Below are 17,833 nucleotides of genomic sequence, written 5' to 3'. Positions count from 1 at the left end.
AGAGAGCATCCCGCCAGCGACGATGAACCGGAGGCCAACGCTTTCCGGCTCATCGATTCGCACTAGGGTGAACTCGCATGCGTTACTTGCCCAGCGGTTTATCCAATAGCGGTTGATGCAGCTTGGACAACTCTTTGGCCGGAATCTTGATGACCTTGCGATCATAAGTCATCAGGCCATTGATCTCGCCCTCCACATCGGTCGTCTGTGTATAAATACCAGCCGCGATTCCTTTACGCTGCAACTCCTTCAAAATCTCTAACGACGTTACATAACGATCGCGATACTCCGCTTCGTTCTTTGGCAATCCACCGTAACCCCAGTTGTCCGCATTGACGTTCCACAGATGATTGGGAACGGGATAACCGTGCCCACCAAATTCACCGACAACCATCACGAAATCTTTGTAACGCTGAGCGTCAAAGGGAAAATCGGGATGCGGGTAATTGTGATGGTCAGCAACGTCTCCCACGGGCCAAAAGTTCCCGCCGCTGGCCACGTTGACCAAGCGACTGGGATCACGTTTGACCATCCACTGGCCCACTTCCATCGTACGATGTTGTCCCCAAGCTTCGTTGAATGGAACCCACATCACGATCGACGGATGGCTTTCCAAATGATCGACCATGCGTTCTAGTTCAAGCATATATTGCTGGTGGTGCTGGTCCGGCCAATTCGCGTCTTCGGGATTCGGGTCCATCCGTGTCCATCTTGGATTGTTGCCAGCGCTGACTTGGTCCTGCCACAACATCATGCCCAATCGGTCGCAATGATAGTAGTAACGGCGAGGCTCAACTTTGATGTGTTTACGGATCATGTTAAAGCCAGACTCTTTCAGATACTCGATGTCGAACAGCATCGCTTCATCCGAAGGTGGAGTTAACAAGCCATCTGGCCACCAGCCTTGATCCAACGGGCCAAAATGGAAAATCACTTCGCCATTCAATGTTAAACGCCAAAAGCCGTCGGCATCTTGCGTCTTGCCAACCGTTCGAATTCCAGCATACGACTGGACTTGATCGATCACTTGGCCGCTGGCATCCAGCAAACTAATCTCCAGCGCATACAAGTGAGGATTCTGAGGAGACCAAAGTTTTGCGTTGGGCACTTTGACAGAGACGTCTGACGTCTTGCTCGTCGTCTCAACCACGGTGTTCTCGCCATCCTTCACAACCATTCGAATCTGATCCGCTGGTCCGCCATCGACGTCAACGCGAACTTGGATCGAACCTTCGCTCGCGTTGGTGGAAATGGTCAGGTCTTCAATGCGTTTTTGGCTGACTTGTTCCAACCAAACAGTTTGCCAAATACCAGAGACTTGCGTGTACCAAATACCCTGGGCGTCGATCACTTGCTTGCCTCGCAACTGCCAGCCTTCCGTTTCATCTTCCACTCGGACGACAAGCTCATTATCACCAGCACGAACAGCATCCGTAATATCGAAAGCGAACGGTGTGTTTCCTCCTTGATGACTTCCAACCGACTTGCCATTGACGAAGACTTCGCAACGATAGTCCACCGCTTCGAAGTTCAGCAATGTTCGCTGGCCAGGTGCAGGAGCGGCGTCAAAACTGCGATGGTACCAAAGAGCTTCGCTTTCTAACAGCAAACGTTGCACGCCACCCAGCTTCGATTCTAAACAAAATGGTACTAGCAGTTTACCATCCCATGACTTGGGTGCATCGGTTTGTTCCTTCGAGCTGATGGCATAGTCCCAATGCCCGTTCAAGCATGTCCAATTGCTGCGCTGCATCTGCGGACGAGGGTACTGCGTCCAAGCGTTCTCGGCAGTGACTTCTGCCCCCCAGGTGGTAATCAACTCGGACTTGAATGGTTCCGTAGAACGCTTGGGAGCAGGTAGCTTTGGCACGGAATCGGCATCGATCAAATGAACGTCGATAAACTGCCCGCCAGCCGTTTGTTTGCAGTGGACTGCCAGTATATTGCTGCCCGTCTTGATGGCGGCAATCGCAGCCTGATCCAGCGGCAACACGTTGTACTGAGTTGAAAACCCAGTCACTTTGGCAACTTGTTGACCATTGATAAAGACCTCCGCATCTTCGTCATGATGGATGTATAGCGCAGGCTTGGCCGGTAGCTCGGTAACTTCAACCCGTTTGCGCAGCCAGATGTTGGTCGTGTTCCAGGATGTCCCGATGCGGGCTGCAGGAGTTCCTTTGGTTCCAAAACCTCCGTTGCCTTCCGCCCAAGCACTATCGTCAAAATCCGTCTGCTGCCAATTGTCAGCAGGCTTACGTACCGAGTATCGCCATTGGTCTACGATGGGTTGATCACCAAAACTGGATGCGGCCAGGGCGACTGTCATCGCGATGGCCGAGCATGCCAGTTGGATGTTTCGTAAGAATCTTTTCATGATGGACCTATAAAATGGGAGGGAATTTAAGCGAATTCCAAAGCAACGCATCGCATTCGCTGGAATGGCAAGCCGCTCATTATGACGCAGGTAAGGCCGCATTTCCATGAGCCTGCCCGTCGGGCCTCTACGATATATTGTCAGCTCAGAAGTCTGGTACAAAACGCATTTTACCATAACGTCGGATGGTCAAACGAAAAGTCCGCACTCGCACACCGGTACTTTCAGAGTGCAGGCGTACCGTAGGCCGGTAACAAGCAAAGCCATGTCTGCGCCGGAGCATCGGTCGCTAAGGGTAATTAACGTTAATTGCACATGGGGGTGTTGCTGATAGGCTTTGCGCAGTTCCGGCAACAAACAACGCGACCTTGTTACCGGCCTACGCCGCGAGACGAAAAGAACGCGCCATCGCAGGCCACCACCGGACCCGTTCCGGTGGGGCCATGACTGGTCAGCTACATTCACGGTGACAAACTCTTTCTCCCCGATTGGATCGGCCGCTGTGCGGCCGATCCAATCGGGGAGAACAAATTGGGGAGCAGCTACTGTAGCCGCTCAGTCACGCTCCCACTGGCACAGGGCCAGTGGTGAGCGGAGAGACGGCAACAGACAACGCGACCTTGTTACCGGCTTACGGGCTCCCGCCCACTTTTATGAACTCCCGCCTCCGCATTGCGGCTAACGATCCAACGAATCATCCATCGGCGCGAAACTACCGTACTCCAAGAATCGAACCACCGCCTGCTGGACCTCAGGATCCTTCATCAAGAATGAGTGCATCTGGTCAACCACCAGCGTTTCTTTAGCACCCGGCAATTTGGTCTCTTCCACACTCACGATCAAATCGTTACCTGCGTCGACTAAAGGATTATGAAACGGCTTGCTTGTTAAGTCACCAGCGATAATGCCAAACTCACAATGCGGCGTCGCAAGTTTTGCGCAGAACTCCGACCAACCTGGCCCCAGCTCCATACCGCCAGGACCGGTCACCCAACCATACACGCCAGTTTTCGCTAGCTGCCTGGCGATCGAAGCACCTTGGTTGGGAGGCCCGAGCATTACAATGCGATGGAACCGATTGAGCATCGCGTGATTGCCAGCCGCCTGATAGTCGCCAATCGCATGCCGTAACACAATGTTGCCCATGCTGTGGCCAACAAACGACAAACGTACGTCCTGAGGTAAACCGTCCAGCACCTCACGCAAGGCCAACGCGTGATTTGCAATCGAGGTACGCGTGCTGGCGTACTCAAAGAAAATGGCAGGACGACCCAACATGTCATGTACCACTTCGCCCAGCGGTTTCATCGAACGATACGTCCGCATCAAGCCATGCAGGTAAACCACGACATCGGTCACTGGCAGCGAAGCAACAGGAACGGCTTCTAACAACGCAGCTTCGCAGGCCGCGCGACTGCCCCAAGCGCGTCGAATATTATCAGGATCAATCAACCGCCAATGGCCCGTGATGGCATGCTGTTGAATGCGCCAACTGCGACGCCAAACGTGATCGGTCCACAACTGCGATCCGCCCAATGTCGGTGTATCCCAATTCGGCAAATGAGCATCCATCGCAGTTTCGTTATCTTCGAAAACGTGCTGGCCAAACGCAGTAGGCTGACAAAGCATCAAACCTAGTATGAAACCGACGCTTATCCATGCAGTTCTCATCAATGGGACGATTACCTTAAAAACGCCTCATGCAGTCCGCCGTCTACCGTAATCACTTGGCCCGTCGTTTTGCTTAAGCGATCGGTGACCAGCAAAAAGTACGCTTCGGCTTGATCGGCCGGAGTGATGGGCGATTTGGTGAGCGTGCGGTCGGCATAAAACTGAGCCAGCTTGGCGACCAATGATTCCGTCGCTTCATCTTCGGTAAAGGCAATATTGTATTTGGCCAGCGAACCGATCACGCGATCTCTTGGGAACATGGCACTGCCTTGAACCACGGTCGCTGGAGCGACACCGTTGACTCGCACCAACGGCGAAAGCTCAATTGCCAGTTCGCGCACCAAGTGGTTCGCTGCTGCTTTGCTGGTATCGTAGGCCAGCGAGCCCTTTTTGGCGACGACCGCATTGGCGCTCGTAGTTAGCACCAGTTTGCCTCGCAAGCCTTGGTCTCTCCAAGTTTTAGCCGCTTCATCAGCCACCAAATAACTGCCGGTGACATTGATATTGAAGGTCAGCGACCATTTATCGTCAGGGATATGTCCCGTGGTATCGGAGGCCACAAAGATGCCTGCCGTCACGCAGATCGAATCAAAGCCACCGTAAGCAATCGCGACCTGATCAAGCATGGCTCGAATCGAATCTCGCTGCGTGATATTGCAGTTCAAGCCAATCGCTGGCCCACAGCCCGACAGGTCGCTGCCTGCCACGCCGATGCCCAGTCCATATTTGTCCGTGATCTCTTTCGCGGTCGCATTGGCAGCCTCCGCATTGAGATCGACGCAGACGATGTGCGCACCGTCTTTCACCAACCGGTGAGCGACCTCTTTGCCGATTCCAGAACCAGCTCCGACCACGACGATCACTTGTCTGGCGAGCTCCTTTTCTGGCGGCATCCGCTTCAATTTGGCTTCTTCCAACAACCAGTACTCGATGTCGAAAGCTTCTTGCAGCGGCAAAGCAATGTACTTATCGATTGCTTCTGCGCCCCGCATTACTTCAATCGCGCAGTTGTAAAACTCCGCTGTCACACGCGATTCGGATTTATCTTTGCCCCAAGCAATCATGCCCAGACCGGGGATCAGAATCACTGTCGGATTGGGATCGCGCATGGCCGGTGAGTTATCGTGCTTGCACTGCTGATAGTACGCCGCATAGTCCTTGCGATACTGGACCAACCCCTGATCGATTTTTTCTTTGAGTTGGGCCAGCGACTCTTGCTGTGGATTCCAGTCGACATAAAGCGGCTTGATTTTGGTTCGCAAAAAGTGATCGGGGCAACTAGTTCCTAGTTCCGCTAATCGCGCCGCATCGTGCGAGTTCACAAATCGAAAGACTTTGTCATCATCTTGGATGGTACCAATGAAGCGGCGCTGCTGGCTGACACGACCACGCAACCAAGGCAGAATTTCAGCCAGCATGGAACGACGCTGCTCCTGCGGCAACGTTTGATACTTCGCTCCACCAAACGCTTTGGCGTCACCGCCTTTAGCCTGGTATTTCTCTTCGATATAGACCGCGGCGCGTTCGATAAAATCCAGCGTGTGGCGGTAGCATGTTTCGTCGTCATCGTCCCACGAAATAAACCCATGCTGCCCCATCATGATCGCTTTGACGTTCGGCTGCTGAGCCGCAATCTTTTGCATGGCCAAACCCAGCTCAAAACCTGGACGCATCCACGGGACATACGCCATGGTGCCACCGAAGATCTCTTGCGCCAACTTCTGGCAATTCGCGCTAGCCGCAATGGCGATAATAGCGTTGGGGTGCATATGATCCACATGCTTGCCCGGCAGAAAACTGTGCAGCGGCGTATCGATCGACGATGCCCGCGGATTCAAGTTGAATGTTGTGTGAGAGTACATCCCGACCATGTCGTCTTCGGCAGGGGCTTTCAAGCCTTTATCGCTGCGAGCGGAATAGACCGATTGCAGATCGATCAAGCGTTGTTGGTAAAGCGACGCAAAATTCTCCAGCTTCGAAGTTCGCAAGTCTCCGCCAGAACCCTTGACCCACAGAACTTCTACAGGCTGCAGGGTCAGTGGGTCTTTCTCCATGATCTTGGCAGACGTGTTCCCACCGCCGGTGTTCGTGATCCGCTGATCAGCCCCTAACAAATTGGATCGATAAACCAATCGCTCTGCGGGCGAAAGTTGGTTGGCGACGGCAGAATCCCAGGCAAAATTAACGTGCTTGTAGTTTGACATGAAAGGCGTGCATAATACGTGGTATGGAAACGACGAATCAAAAAGATACCAGAATTGCGGCTGGGCGAAACGACCCCCGGGTAACTGAAATCCGTTTTAGACCCTGCGAGCGAATTGCGATGGCCACGATAGCGTTAGGTTTATTCGTGGTGCTGATTGTGGCCGCCATCTTACAGCCAGATCCCAGCGGCATGGGTACGCACCAACAGTTAGGATTGTTGCCCTGCAGTTCGGTGGCTTTGCTAGGGATCCGATGTCCAGCGTGCGGAATGACCACATCTTGGGCATTATTGCTGGACGGAGAGTTTGTCGCCGCACTTTACGCCAACGTCGGCGGTGCGATGCTAGCGATCGTCACCATGGTTTCGATCGTCACCATGAGCACGTACGCTTGGCACGGTGCAAAAGCCGATCGGCCTTGGTTCAGTAAGTTTTTAGTGATCGCTTTGAGCTTGTCGCTGATTGCAGCCACTTGCCAGTGGTGTTTTCGCGTTTGGGACGTGTAGAAGTTTGGTCGCAGTACCGCCTTTAGGCGGCCGATGTTTCGAAGTACCTCCTTTAGGCGGCTTGCCTCGCGAAAGATGTAGATCAATTCAATCTTAAGGCGGGACTACAAACTGAAGCTCAGTCGGCGACTTGCTGCGGCGCTGTCGTGATCACGATCACGCTGGCACCGATGATCAAAAAGCCTAGCGACGCGGTGTGAAGCAGCCACGTCGGCTCGCTAAACATCATGCTGCGGATCGCGCCCAACGCGACGACCACCAAGGCCCCGTAGAAGATACTCACAGCGATCTTCCGCACGCTGGCGATATGCGCTGATTGAGCTGCTATCAAGCCGCAGAATGCCATGATCGGCACCAATACAGGGAAATAGTCAGCGAGAAGCTCTAAGCATTCCATGCACATCTCGGTTCTGCCTCCATGCAGATTGGATTTGTGAACGACGTTGGATTAAAGACTAACCATCATGAGCAGGTTCGAAGTCGAATTGGCTCCTTACCTGCTTGTGAACAAACCGTGTGTGCCGCGATTGCGAGATCCTTCTACAACCATCGCGGCCTTTGTTCAACGTACTTCTACTTCGCTTTGAGCGCTTCTTCGATCAGCGTTTCAATATCCGAAGTGTAATGCGAACCCGATCGAATGACCTTGTTGTTGGCATCCAACACAATGGTAATGGGCAACGAGAACACGCCCAGCGAAACAGGCATCGGGCTATCAAATCCACCCTGCTCATGCAGATGAATCCACGGGAAATCGTTTTCGCGGTTTGCCAAAAACTTTTGAGCGGTAGTGACGTCATTGTCTAGGTTAATGCCGACAATGTTCAAACCCTGTTTTGCAAAACGGCTCTGCAGCTTCCGCAGGTTTTTCATGTCCTCCTTGCACGGAGTACACCACGTTGCCCAGAAATGCATGATCGTGGGCGCTTTGTTGAGGTTCCGTGAAGTGAAATTTTTGCCGTCGATCGTTTTGCCCGACAAGTCCTTGATCGTCAAGCCTTTCAAAGTCAATCTCGCGATGGCGCCGGTCGCTTTCCGCCCCGCCGGTGTATCGCCAAAGGCCTCTGCAGTCTTTTTGTACCATTTTTCGGCAGCAGCCAAATCGGTTTGCAGTTCTGCATTCAAGCCCAACTGCACCATCGCTTCGGCGGTATCGGGCGACCCAGGAAATTCCGTGGCGTAACCTTCCAATTGCTTCAAATAATCCGCTTGAATTCCAGCGAACTCCGAATTCGTCGCCTCGGCAATCTTCATGGCATAGTCGGTACCGATCACGCGATAGGCCACGTACGCTTCAGCAGATTCGCTCAGTGGAGCTACTTTGTTTTTGAATGCGACCAGTCGATTCAGTCCTTCGCTGTACTCTCTGTTTTGTGCAGCGGCACTGAGCGTGTCGGCAAACTGACGCGCCCACGTTTCTTTGTCTTGCAAGTTCGTGGACTCTTCAAAGATGCCTTCAATGATGTTCGCACGTTTGACGTTAAGCGATTCTTTGTCAGCAGGTTTGGCAGTTGCAATCTGCTGCTCAATACTCTCTAGTTCTTGCAGCAGCAGTTGCGCTCGTTCGCTCAATCCGCCGCTCATCGTAGATTTGGTAATCTGTTCCATCGATGCATTGAAAAAGACCGATGTGGAAGTAAGCACCGTCGATTCGTCGACCAAACGAGGAACATCGGTAGTTCGCCATTGATTGGCATCGACTTGCACCAGCGAACCAATCATGAGTTGTTCATTGCGCGCATCTGTTTCAACGATCGCGACTACATTCTCGTAGGCGACGACATCTTTCTTGGACCCATCGGTGCCAGCGGGGACAACGCCCGGCTTGTCGGCACCGAAGTTCGCCCATTTCGCATCGGGGCGAATCGCTTTTTGAGAAGCCACAAATGCTTCAAAATCGCCGAACGCTTTTTTCACACGGGCATTCAGCTCTTTGCTTTTCACATCACCTAAACCCAGCGAAGCGATTTCACTTTCGCTCAGCAAGACGCGAGCGAACCGTTTTGGATTGCCATCGCGGACAGCGGCCACGATTTCCATCGTAACTTCTTCGGCGCTGATTGCCTTCCACGAGTCAATCTCACCATCTTCGTTAGCATCGATACCCCAGCGAATACCGGAAGTACCGAACCAGCGAGATTGGTCCACTTTTCCATTAAAGTCAGAATCGATGTCGCGATAAACTTCGACACCGTTGTTGTAATAGGACCAAGTATCAATCGAGCGGTCGCGATTGGTATCACCAAACCAGCGCAGAGGTTGCGAGTTGGGGCCGATGATAAAAAGACCGTCGACATCACCGCGGCGCTCGATGCGTTTGGTGCATTTTGCGAGGTCGGCAGCATCCACCAATTCAATAGTAACGTTCCGTTGGCGAGGGTTGACCGACAACGCCTTCTCAATTTGCGGATCAACTTCTGCAAACAGTTGTGAAGTTAACGCCATGCAACAGCCGAAAGAAGATGCGGCAGCGATGGCAGTGAGCCGGGAAAACCGATGGGAAATCATGCGAGCTTGGACTCCAAAAGTGTGGTCTAAATCGTAGCGACAACTTACCTTCCGTGGCAGTTGACAAGACACGTCGGTTGGATAGGATGTTGAGTCTAACGGAAAGGGGAGCTTGATTCCTAGGTCATCTCGGCACGAACGTCGAGAAAATCGGGATGCTGCCACCGTTAGATACGGAAGCGCGCGTAGCTCAGCTGGTTAGAGCGCGTCGCTGATAACGACGAGGTCCCTGGTTCGAGTCCAGGCGTGCGCACTTGATCTTTTCTTGGAAATCCAATTTCCTGATCGACCAAGAATTCCGAAAAGTAACCTTTTCAATCGGTAGTGAGTTTGTTATCTTCTCACTCCCGGCCAATCGAAAGATTAGCCGAAACGTCGGGGATGTAGCTCAGTTGGGAGAGCACCTGGTTTGCATCCAGGGGGTCATGGGTTCAAGTCCCTTCATCTCCACTCGACTTGTTCAACAAAAAGCCTTGCGACTTTGATCATTCAAATTCGCAAGGCTTTTTTCGTTTCAACGGAGCAGCTCAAACTGCTCGCCCTACTTCGCTGGCTGATTCCGCTGGCTGAAAGTTGCCACTCCCCAGCCCAGGCTTTACCACGGCCCAGGGAATTGCAACGGCCCAGGCGAGATTCGACTTCTGGCCAACTGCCTATCGCGAAAATCCGCTGCTTCCCTGATTCGAGCCGGAAGCCGCTTCGGCTGGCCAGCTCGACTCGGACGCCCAACTGGCTGGCTGCTAGTCGTGTTTGCTGGTACAGGTACCACGCTGCCAGTCGCCAAAGCTGGATTCGCGTCGGCCGTCAATCCACGCGGGTCCGTGGTCAGCAGATACATCGCATGCAACAAGCCTGGATAGAACCCCGACAGGGTTAACAACATGTTTATCCAAAAATGGCCACCCAATCCGAACTGGCGGTGGACCGCAAGTGGCGGCAGAACGAACACATACAACAATTGAATATAGGCCATCGTAACACCTCTCCCTATCTGACTTTCGTTTTCAGTGCAGAAGGGGAGGGTTGCAAAGCGTATACCCAGCCGGCTGGTTCACGGGCAAACCACAGGCAACTTCTCGCTTGCAAAGCGATGCGTCACTAGCGACGCTTGGGATCCAAATTAGCGTCTAATTGCTCTTGGGTCACCGCAGATTGCACGCCTTGTTCAGGCACTTCTACCTTGGAAATCCAGAGCATTGCGTTGAGCACCACTTTGCGGAAATCGTCGTTCCCCCAGTTGTCGTGGTAATGTCCACCTGTAAAGCCAAATCCACGCCCGCCATCGGGGCGCTCTACAGCCCACATCATTGCTTCAGCACGTCCCGAATTCGCGATGATGTGATCATACGGTCCATTGGGATAGACATACGGACCATCGCGCACATCGTCAGAAGGTGCCGCAACCAGAATGGGCGTGAACTGCATGCCCTCAACCTTTGTGGCTTCATTGCCAGCCAGATCCGCTACAAATCGCATCGTCATGTACCATTCGTCTTTGATTGCGAAAGGTTTTACACCGCGGGTAATGGAATGGTCCGGGAACTGGTTGAAGTTCGGCTCCCACATCGGATTGCAAGAAAACATATGCTCGTAGTGCCCACCGATCCAGCGCTTGAATTCCGCGCCTGCTTGTTCCGGGACAACTTCAACCCCATAGTGCATACAGCCGATGCCAACGCCCTTCTTAGCAAGCTCGTCGACCAACTTCAATCGACGGCCGTTTTCCTTAACGACTTCATGACCGCCACCACCATCCATGTAAAACACGATGGCATCAACGCCTTCCAGTTGAGCTTCATTCTTCGGCCAACCGTTGAGCGATATTTCCACATCGAGTCCATCGACATCTTTCAAGCAGTCACGCAGCAATTGAACCCCCGCGTTGAACTCATGCATCCGCGGAGGATGCGACGGTTTGCCTGCGATTATCAATAGTTTCTTGTTCGCGGCTTGCGATTCTTGCGCGAACAAGCCTTCGCACGTGCAGTTAAACAAGCCGGTCAGCAGAAGCAACAGAGCTAAAAATCTTGTGTTCATAGCGATTCTATGGGGAGGGAGTATGCAAAGCGGGCTTCGGATCTACGCTGGCATTTTGACATTTTCAAGCTGAATGAAGAACGCGAACCAACGCAATCGATTACGATTATAACTCAAAACACTTTGCTATGGGCGACCAGCAGTTGCCTAAATCGATTTCGCGAATCTTATACAATGCCGTACCAGTTTTTTCTCCACGATTCGGAGGTCGCCCGGGTTGCTCTGGAAGGTGAGGATTGTATCGTCCAATTCTCTGTCGCGCACGCCAGGCCGGTGGGTGAAAAGGAATCTGGTTTCGTGACAGGAGCGTCCCTGCGATTCAGACGCGTCATGACGGTCGCGATGGACGATGGGTGCATCGGTCGCATTCGCCAAGGTGAAATCGCAGTGGCGGAACAACGTCTGAGAGATTTGGAGGTTCCATCCACCGTGCTTCAATCGGTGAAAGCAGAATTGCAATTTGCCAATGGAGCGAGCTTCCAGTGTGTCGCAGAAGAGTTTCACTTGCGTCTGGACGAATCAAGTCGGTTTGTTGAGTCGTTTCATTGTTAAACTGTACTTGCTAATTGATAGGGTTAGATCAATAATCGATCCAAATGCTGAGGTACGCTTGGTTGCAACGGTTGCACACAATTAGAAGGTTTTCACAAGATGGTTAGTCTGCCGATTCTTTCACGCGAGGAAGTAGGGCCACCGCTCAAGACGATGAACGGCCGTCGCCCCAAGCGGTCCGAAGTCCCGAAATCGGAATGCTTATGCGATTACTGCACCGCGATGTGTTGTCGGTACTTTGCATTGCCGATCGACGAACCAACGGAAATGCACGAATTTGATTATCTGCGATGGTATTTGTTGCATGACCGAGCTTCTGCTTTCTACGATACCGATACGTGGTACTTGTTGATCCATACCACTTGCAAACATCTGCAACCCAATCACATGTGTGGCATTTATTTCACACGTCCGCAGATTTGCCGTGACTATTCAACGAAGAACTGCGAGTACGATGACGACGCGGTTTACGATCGATATTTCGAAACCGCCGAGCAAGTTGCCGAGTACATTGAAGCACGTTTTTGCAGCGAGGATCCAGCCGCGCTGCGAACTCCCAAGCCGACCAAATAACAGCCCCGTTTTACAAATGATGGGCCCGATTTAGTATTCCAGTCTTAGATATTCGTTCCATTGCGAGGTTGATAGTACTATGAAGTGTCATCGAGCTTTGTGGATAGCGGCACTATTTCAGATGATGCAAATCGGGGCTGTTTTCGGCGCGATGCTGGTCGGCGCGACGGCGTTGCTTGCTCAAGGAACGCCAGAAAGCAAATCGCCGTTGGGCAGTCTGCCTCCGTACATGCGAGTGCTGATCGAATGGGGCCAGCGTCCCGAGTTCTCGCCAGATGGTCAGCACATTTACTTTGTCGCCAAAGCATGGAACGAAGTGTTTCGGATTCACGTCGAATCGGGAAAGATCGAACCCATGACCTTGCATTTTTGGCATGAAGGGTTTCAACGCGTTTTATGCTTGCCCTCCGGCGATTTACTGCTGCTGGGCAGCGACCAATTCGACGCAAAAGATCCAGACGCCAATCGGCATCTACTGGAAATGTCAATCTTGCAGAAACCGTTCAATCGCCCACCCGTTTCGCTGGGGCAGTTCTGCGACGAAGGACCTGCGATTGATCGAAGCTCCAGTCGGATTGCGTGGACGGAACCTGGTCAGCGAGTCATGAAGATCGGAGATGTCGTCGATTTGGATTCCACTCCGAAATTGACCAACATCCAAGTGATCTTCGACCAGGATGCTGAAAGCAAGCCAAATACGCATCGGCTTGAAACGCAAGACTTTTGGCCCGGCACTAACAAACTCTTGTTTACTTACTACCAGGGTGATGAAAGCGAACCGTTCTATAACGCAGAAGTGGCTGCTATCGATTTGGAAACCAAGGAGCTAACGTTTGTTACTGACGTTCCCAATGGCTATACAGAAGCAGAAGGGGTGGCCCCCGACGGCTCGTATATCCTGATCGAATCCGACCGCGAGAACGAGCGCCGCAAGTGGAAAGTCGACGTCTACATGCTACCGCTGAACGGTGACGGGCAAGCGATTCGGTTGTGCGAGTGGAATAAGTTCCCGGGATATCGCAGTGACAATCCCGTGGTGAGTCCGGACGGCAAGTTGATTGCAATACAGTGCGGTTTCATGAAGGGCTCTGGCGAAGGTCGCGGCATCGTCCTAATGGATGTTGAACAGTGGCAAGCCAGCTTAAAGCAAAACCAATAGTCCATTCGATTCACGCGGACGTCGTGGTGGAACCCATGCATTAAGGTTCCTGCCACGACTTCTGCCGTATCGTTTCCACTGCTCGCGGACGTCAGCAGCGGCTTAATGCACTCGATGCCCAGGCACGGCCCCTTCGTCTGGGCTCAGCAAGAACACTTCTGTACCGCCAGCTCCAGCGGCCGTCACCATTCCCTCGCTCAAACCGAACTTCATTTGACGCGGAGCCAAATTCGCTACCATGACCACTAGCCGACCGACCAGCTTCTCTGGTTCGTAAGCGGCCTTGATGCCCGCAAATACAGTTCGCGTATTGTCGCCGCCCAACGACAGCGTTAGCTTTAAGAGCTTTTTGGCTTCCGGCACATGCTCGGCCGCGATCACTCGAGCCACCCGCAAGTCCACTTTTGCGAAATCATCGATCGAACATTCTGCCGCTAAGGGCTCGGCCTTCAACGCTTCATCGCTATCGTTGTAAGTCGGCGTAGACGCTTGGTCTTGTGCACTAGCGCCCATTTCCGCTTCTGCTTCGATTCGGCTTTCATCAATCATCTTCTGGATATCCTCTGCTTGGAGACGTTGTAACATATGTTGAAATTTCGAAACGCTGGTACCTACCAGTGGCGATTGGCTTTGCGACCAATGCGTGATGGGTTCACCCAACAACTGCCCACATTGCTCAGCCAGCTTTGGCAGCACGGGGCTCAAGTACACACAGATTTGTCGGAATAGGTTCAGCACTACCGTGCAGACTTGCTGCAAACGATCTTGTTGAGCGGGATCCTTTTTCAGTGTCCATGGTGCAGCGTTTTCGACATACGCGTTCGCGTTGTCGGCCAGTTCCATGATCAACCGCGTAGCTCGCGCATAATCCTTCGCTTCATAAGCGGCGGCAATCTGCTCACCGGTCTTCGCGGCGGCGGCGAACAGCCCACCATCATGGGGATAAAGCTCTGCCAATCCACTGCCTTCCACAAACCGTGCCGTGCGACTGGCTAGATTGACAACCTTGCCGACCAGATCCGAGTTTACGCGAGCGACAATCTCCTCCAAATTCAAGTCCAGATCGTCCAATCGCGGCCCAAGCTTGGTCGCATAATAGTATCGCAAGAACGATGGATTGATGTGATTCAAGAATGTGGAAGCTTTGACCAGCGTTCCTTTCGTTTTCGACATCTTCTCACCACCCACCGTCAAGAAGCCATGGATGTGGATCGATGTTGGCAAGGTGTAGCCCGCCGACTTGAGCATGCCGGGCCAAAACAGCGTGTGGAAGTAAGTGATATCTTTCCCGATAAAGTGATGCACTTCTGCCTCAGGGCTTTGCCACCAATCCGCCAGTTGCTCCTGATTCTTCTTGCACCATTGCAGTGTAGAAGCGATATAGCCGATCGGCGCATCGAACCAAACATACCAATAGTTACCGGGCGAGTCTGGGATCTGAAAACCAAAATAGGGAGCTGGCCGCGACACGTCCCAATCCCGCAACTCTTCGCCCAGGAAGTGCCCCTTGAGATAATTGACCACTTCGCTCTGCAACGCGCCGCTGGAGGAGGTCCATTCAGACAGGAAGCCATGCAGTTTTTCAAGCTGCACGAACAAATGCGTCGACGTCCGAAGCTCCGGCGTGCTGCCTGACAAAGTGCTCTTGGGCTCGATAAGATCTGTCGGCGAATACGTCGCGCCGCATTTGTCGCAGTTATCGCCGTACTGGTCCGGGCTTTTGCATTTCGGACAAATCCCTTTCACAAAGCGATCTGCCAGAAAAGTGCCTGCCACGGTATCGTACAACTGATCGACATCTTTTTCGGCGATCAGGTCTGCCGCGCGCAGCGAGGCCCAGAACTGCTCGCATAGCAGGCGGTTTTCTTCGCTGTTGGTGCTGCCATAATTGTCAAAGCTGATATCGAAGCCGGCGAAATCGGTTTCGTGTTGAGCTTGCATCCGAGCGATCAAATCCGTTTCCGCGATGCCTTCTTTGCGAGCGCGAATCATGACCGCAGTGCCATGCGTATCATCCGCACAGATGAAAATTGCGCGATGACCACGCAATCGCTGGAACCGCACCCAAATGTCCGTTTGAATGTATTCGACCAAATGGCCGATGTGGATGGGACCATTGGCGTAAGGCAACGCGGCCGTGACAAGAATTCGACGTGGTTTCATAAGCTCCATAGCTGCTCGCTTTTCAATAAACAGTCCGTGCAATTCGCAGCACAGCATAGCAGAAAGAGCTCGATCTACCCAGCGGCGTTTTCGTTGAACCGCGTGCCGTCAGGCGTACGCGTTCTTCTTCACCCTCCCGCGGGAGGGTCGGCCGCGAGTACCGCGAGCGACGGGGGAGGGGTGTTTCGTTTAACCGTCAGCCGCTAGTCGTACGCGTTCTTCTTCACCCTCCCGCGGGGAGGGGCGGCCGCGAGTACCACGAGCGACCGGGGAGGGGTGTTTCGTTTAACCGTCAGCCGCTAGTCGTACGTGTTCTTCTTCACCCTCCCGCGGGAGGGTCGGCCGCGAGTTCCGCGAGCGACCGGGGAGGGGTGTTTCGTTTAACCACGTGCCCAACGGGCCGCGTTGGCACTGCTGTATAGAACAAACGCGGGGCGATGCCCACGCGGTTAAACGACCAAGATCATTTTCGTTGAACCGTCAGCCGTCAGGCGAAGGTAGTAATCACACTCCGGATGACGTGACGTAGGTTGTTTGTAGACGGCCCACTGAGTGTGCCTAGTACTTCGCAGACGACACTCGCGGAGTGTACCTGCTACTTTAGTCGACCTTGCGAATCTGCAACGTATCGATCACCTGAGAACTCGCCAGTGCATTAGTAATCACGACCAGCCAGCTTCCAGGCTTGCACCAGCCTTTATCTTTCAAGTAACTCATCGCATCGACAATCGTCTGCTCAGGGTCGTCCGAGAACTTCATCAAAAACGGCTCGACGCCCCAAGGCAGCATCAACTGTCGAAACTGTACTTCAATGTCGGTAAATGCATAAATTGGAACACCGCGTGGCCGCAAGGCACCCAATGCATATGCGAGATAGCCACTCCGAGTAAAAACCAGAATCCCGGAATTGCCCAAATCCTGAGCTAGCAGCGCGGCCGATCGCAACATCTTCGCTTTGGGTTCCAGCAGTTGCAGTACTGAATTGAGCTCCGCTTCCACCGACGGTTCAATATGCCGAACGATGCTGTCCAATACGTTGACCGCTTCAATCGGATAAAGACCCGTCGTCGTCTCTCCGGAAAGCATAACCGCGTCGGCCTGCTCGCGCACCGCATTGGATACGTCCGAGATCTCTGCACGAGTCGGCATTGGCGAACTGATCATCGATTCCAAAAGCTGCGTCGCGATGATCACCGGTTTTCCTTCCGCTTCGCATTCACGCACCAACTGCGTTTGAACCAAAGGCAACTTGTAGTATTCGATTTCAATACCCAAGTCACCGCGGGCCACCATCACTGCGTCAGCCACACGGATGATCTGTTTGCTGTTACGCACGCCAGCTTGGTCTTCAATCTTGGCGATGATACGCGCTGGAGATTGAATACTATCCAAATACTTTCGCAGCGTGCAGACATCGTTGGCTTCGCGGACAAATGACAAAGCGACAAAGTCGATGGCCGCCTTCACGCCCGCTTGCAGATCGATTTCATCTTTCTCCGTCAGCGCAGGCAATCGAACATGTACGCCAGGCAAATTGATATGACGACGAGATGTCAACATGCCGCCGATGATCACTTCCGTTAAGATCGTTGTTTCGGTTTTTTCAAGGATGCGAAAGCGGATCATACCGCTGTCGACAATCATTTCTGTGCCGACAGTGACGTCGCTGGGCAAGCCTTGATAATTTACCCCGACGCTAGGAATATCTGTCCGTAGATCACTGGCTCCGGCAACATGGAATTCAACTTGTTGTCCCGGCTCCAACTTGATAGGCCCAGCCAACACACCTGTGCGGATCTCGGGACCTTTGACATCCATCATGATCGCGACTTCGCGATGCACTTTCGCAGACACCGCGCGAATGCGTCCGACGATTTCGCTGACCCACTCTGGGGACCCGTGTGCCATGTTCAATCGCATGACGTCAACGCCTGCATTGATCAAGGCTTCTAAGCGTTCGGTAGATTCTGTTGCGGGGCCGATGGTAGCAACAATTTTTGTGTGACGATAATTATTCGACACTGAGCGTTCCTAGATAATGGATTTAATGAGTTTCATTACGACAACCAGCGCCATCTCGTGCTGT

Annotated in this window: 13 protein-coding genes and 2 tRNA genes; 6 read left to right on the top strand and 9 right to left on the bottom strand. The window is 52.9% G+C overall.

Features of this window, described 5'->3' with window-relative positions:
• Nucleotides 1–82 precede the first annotated feature (82 nt).
• From SH302x_RS18715 to SH302x_RS18705, 3 genes are all read right to left on the bottom strand, one after another.
• A complete protein-coding gene (locus SH302x_RS18715; RefSeq protein WP_479364035.1) occupies nucleotides 83–2,374 on the bottom strand; it encodes a glycoside hydrolase family 2 protein in 2,292 nt (763 codons plus the stop codon).
• Between the two features lie 678 nt (nucleotides 2,375–3,052).
• Nucleotides 3,053–4,045, bottom strand: a complete 993-nt coding sequence (locus SH302x_RS18710) for an alpha/beta hydrolase (RefSeq protein ID WP_479369286.1) — start codon at nucleotides 4,043–4,045, stop codon at nucleotides 3,053–3,055.
• Between the two features lie 11 nt (nucleotides 4,046–4,056).
• Nucleotides 4,057–6,249 carry a bifunctional rhamnulose-1-phosphate aldolase/short-chain dehydrogenase gene (locus SH302x_RS18705; protein WP_479364034.1) on the bottom strand — a complete coding sequence of 731 codons (2,193 nt, stop codon included), beginning with the start codon at nucleotides 6,247–6,249 and terminating at the stop codon, nucleotides 4,057–4,059.
• A 119-nt stretch (nucleotides 6,250–6,368) separates the two neighbouring features.
• On the opposite strand from SH302x_RS18705, the gene SH302x_RS18700 reads away from it, so the two are divergent.
• Entirely contained in the window at nucleotides 6,369–6,755 is a 387-nt protein-coding gene (locus SH302x_RS18700) for a DUF2752 domain-containing protein (RefSeq protein ID WP_479364032.1), read from the top strand.
• 118 nt (nucleotides 6,756–6,873) lie between these two features.
• Here SH302x_RS18700 and SH302x_RS18695 read toward each other — a convergent pair whose 3' ends face one another.
• Entirely contained in the window at nucleotides 6,874–7,152 is a 279-nt protein-coding gene (locus SH302x_RS18695; RefSeq protein ID WP_479364031.1) for a hypothetical protein, read from the bottom strand.
• Nucleotides 7,153–7,328: 176 nt separating this feature from the next.
• Nucleotides 7,329–9,200: a redoxin domain-containing protein gene (locus SH302x_RS18690; RefSeq protein WP_479364030.1), complete on the bottom strand. Its 1,872-nt coding sequence runs from the start codon at nucleotides 9,198–9,200 to the stop codon at nucleotides 7,329–7,331.
• Between the two features lie 242 nt (nucleotides 9,201–9,442).
• On the opposite strand from SH302x_RS18690, the gene SH302x_RS18685 reads away from it, so the two are divergent.
• Together SH302x_RS18685 and SH302x_RS18680 are read left to right on the top strand one after the other, a co-directional pair.
• Nucleotides 9,443–9,516: transfer RNA gene (locus SH302x_RS18685), tRNA-Ile, on the top strand.
• Nucleotides 9,517–9,640: 124 nt separating this feature from the next.
• Nucleotides 9,641–9,713: transfer RNA gene (locus tag SH302x_RS18680), tRNA-Ala, on the top strand.
• Between the two features lie 145 nt (nucleotides 9,714–9,858).
• Here SH302x_RS18680 and SH302x_RS18675 read toward each other — a convergent pair.
• Nucleotides 9,859–10,236: a YqaE/Pmp3 family membrane protein gene (locus tag SH302x_RS18675; RefSeq protein WP_479364029.1), complete on the bottom strand. Its 378-nt coding sequence runs from the start codon at nucleotides 10,234–10,236 to the stop codon at nucleotides 9,859–9,861.
• Between the two features lie 125 nt (nucleotides 10,237–10,361).
• Entirely contained in the window at nucleotides 10,362–11,300 is a 939-nt protein-coding gene (locus SH302x_RS18670) for a ThuA domain-containing protein (RefSeq protein ID WP_479364027.1), read from the bottom strand.
• A gap of 174 nt (nucleotides 11,301–11,474) precedes the next feature.
• On the opposite strand from SH302x_RS18670, the gene SH302x_RS18665 reads away from it, so the two are divergent.
• The 3 genes from SH302x_RS18665 to SH302x_RS18655 all read left to right on the top strand — a co-directional run bounded on the left by SH302x_RS18665 (nucleotide 11,475) and on the right by SH302x_RS18655 (nucleotide 13,584).
• The gene (locus tag SH302x_RS18665; protein ID WP_479364026.1) at nucleotides 11,475–11,852 is read left to right on the top strand and encodes a hypothetical protein; all 378 of its coding nucleotides are present in this window, start codon (nucleotides 11,475–11,477) and stop codon (nucleotides 11,850–11,852) included.
• Between the two features lie 99 nt (nucleotides 11,853–11,951).
• Nucleotides 11,952–12,425 carry a YkgJ family cysteine cluster protein gene (locus SH302x_RS18660; protein ID WP_479364025.1) on the top strand — a complete coding sequence of 158 codons (474 nt, stop codon included), beginning with the start codon at nucleotides 11,952–11,954 and terminating at the stop codon, nucleotides 12,423–12,425.
• Nucleotides 12,426–12,504: 79 nt separating this feature from the next.
• Nucleotides 12,505–13,584, top strand: coding sequence for a TolB family protein (locus tag SH302x_RS18655; RefSeq protein WP_479364024.1), 1,080 nt, complete (start codon nucleotides 12,505–12,507; stop codon nucleotides 13,582–13,584).
• Nucleotides 13,585–13,686: 102 nt separating this feature from the next.
• Here the strand turns inward: SH302x_RS18655 and metG are convergent, their stop codons facing one another.
• Entirely contained in the window at nucleotides 13,687–15,747 is a 2,061-nt protein-coding gene (gene metG, locus SH302x_RS18650; RefSeq protein ID WP_479369285.1) for a methionine--tRNA ligase, read from the bottom strand.
• A gap of 600 nt (nucleotides 15,748–16,347) precedes the next feature.
• Nucleotides 16,348–17,769 (bottom strand): pyruvate kinase, encoded by a 1,422-nt coding sequence (gene pyk, locus SH302x_RS18645; RefSeq protein WP_479364023.1) that lies wholly within the window; start codon nucleotides 17,767–17,769, stop codon nucleotides 16,348–16,350.
• Between the last annotated feature and the right edge of the window lie 64 nt (nucleotides 17,770–17,833).

This window comes from Njordella calcicola, from assembly GCF_056494125.1.
The sequence above is the reverse complement of the archived record's forward strand: the minus strand, read 5'-3'. Positions and strand labels throughout refer to the sequence as shown.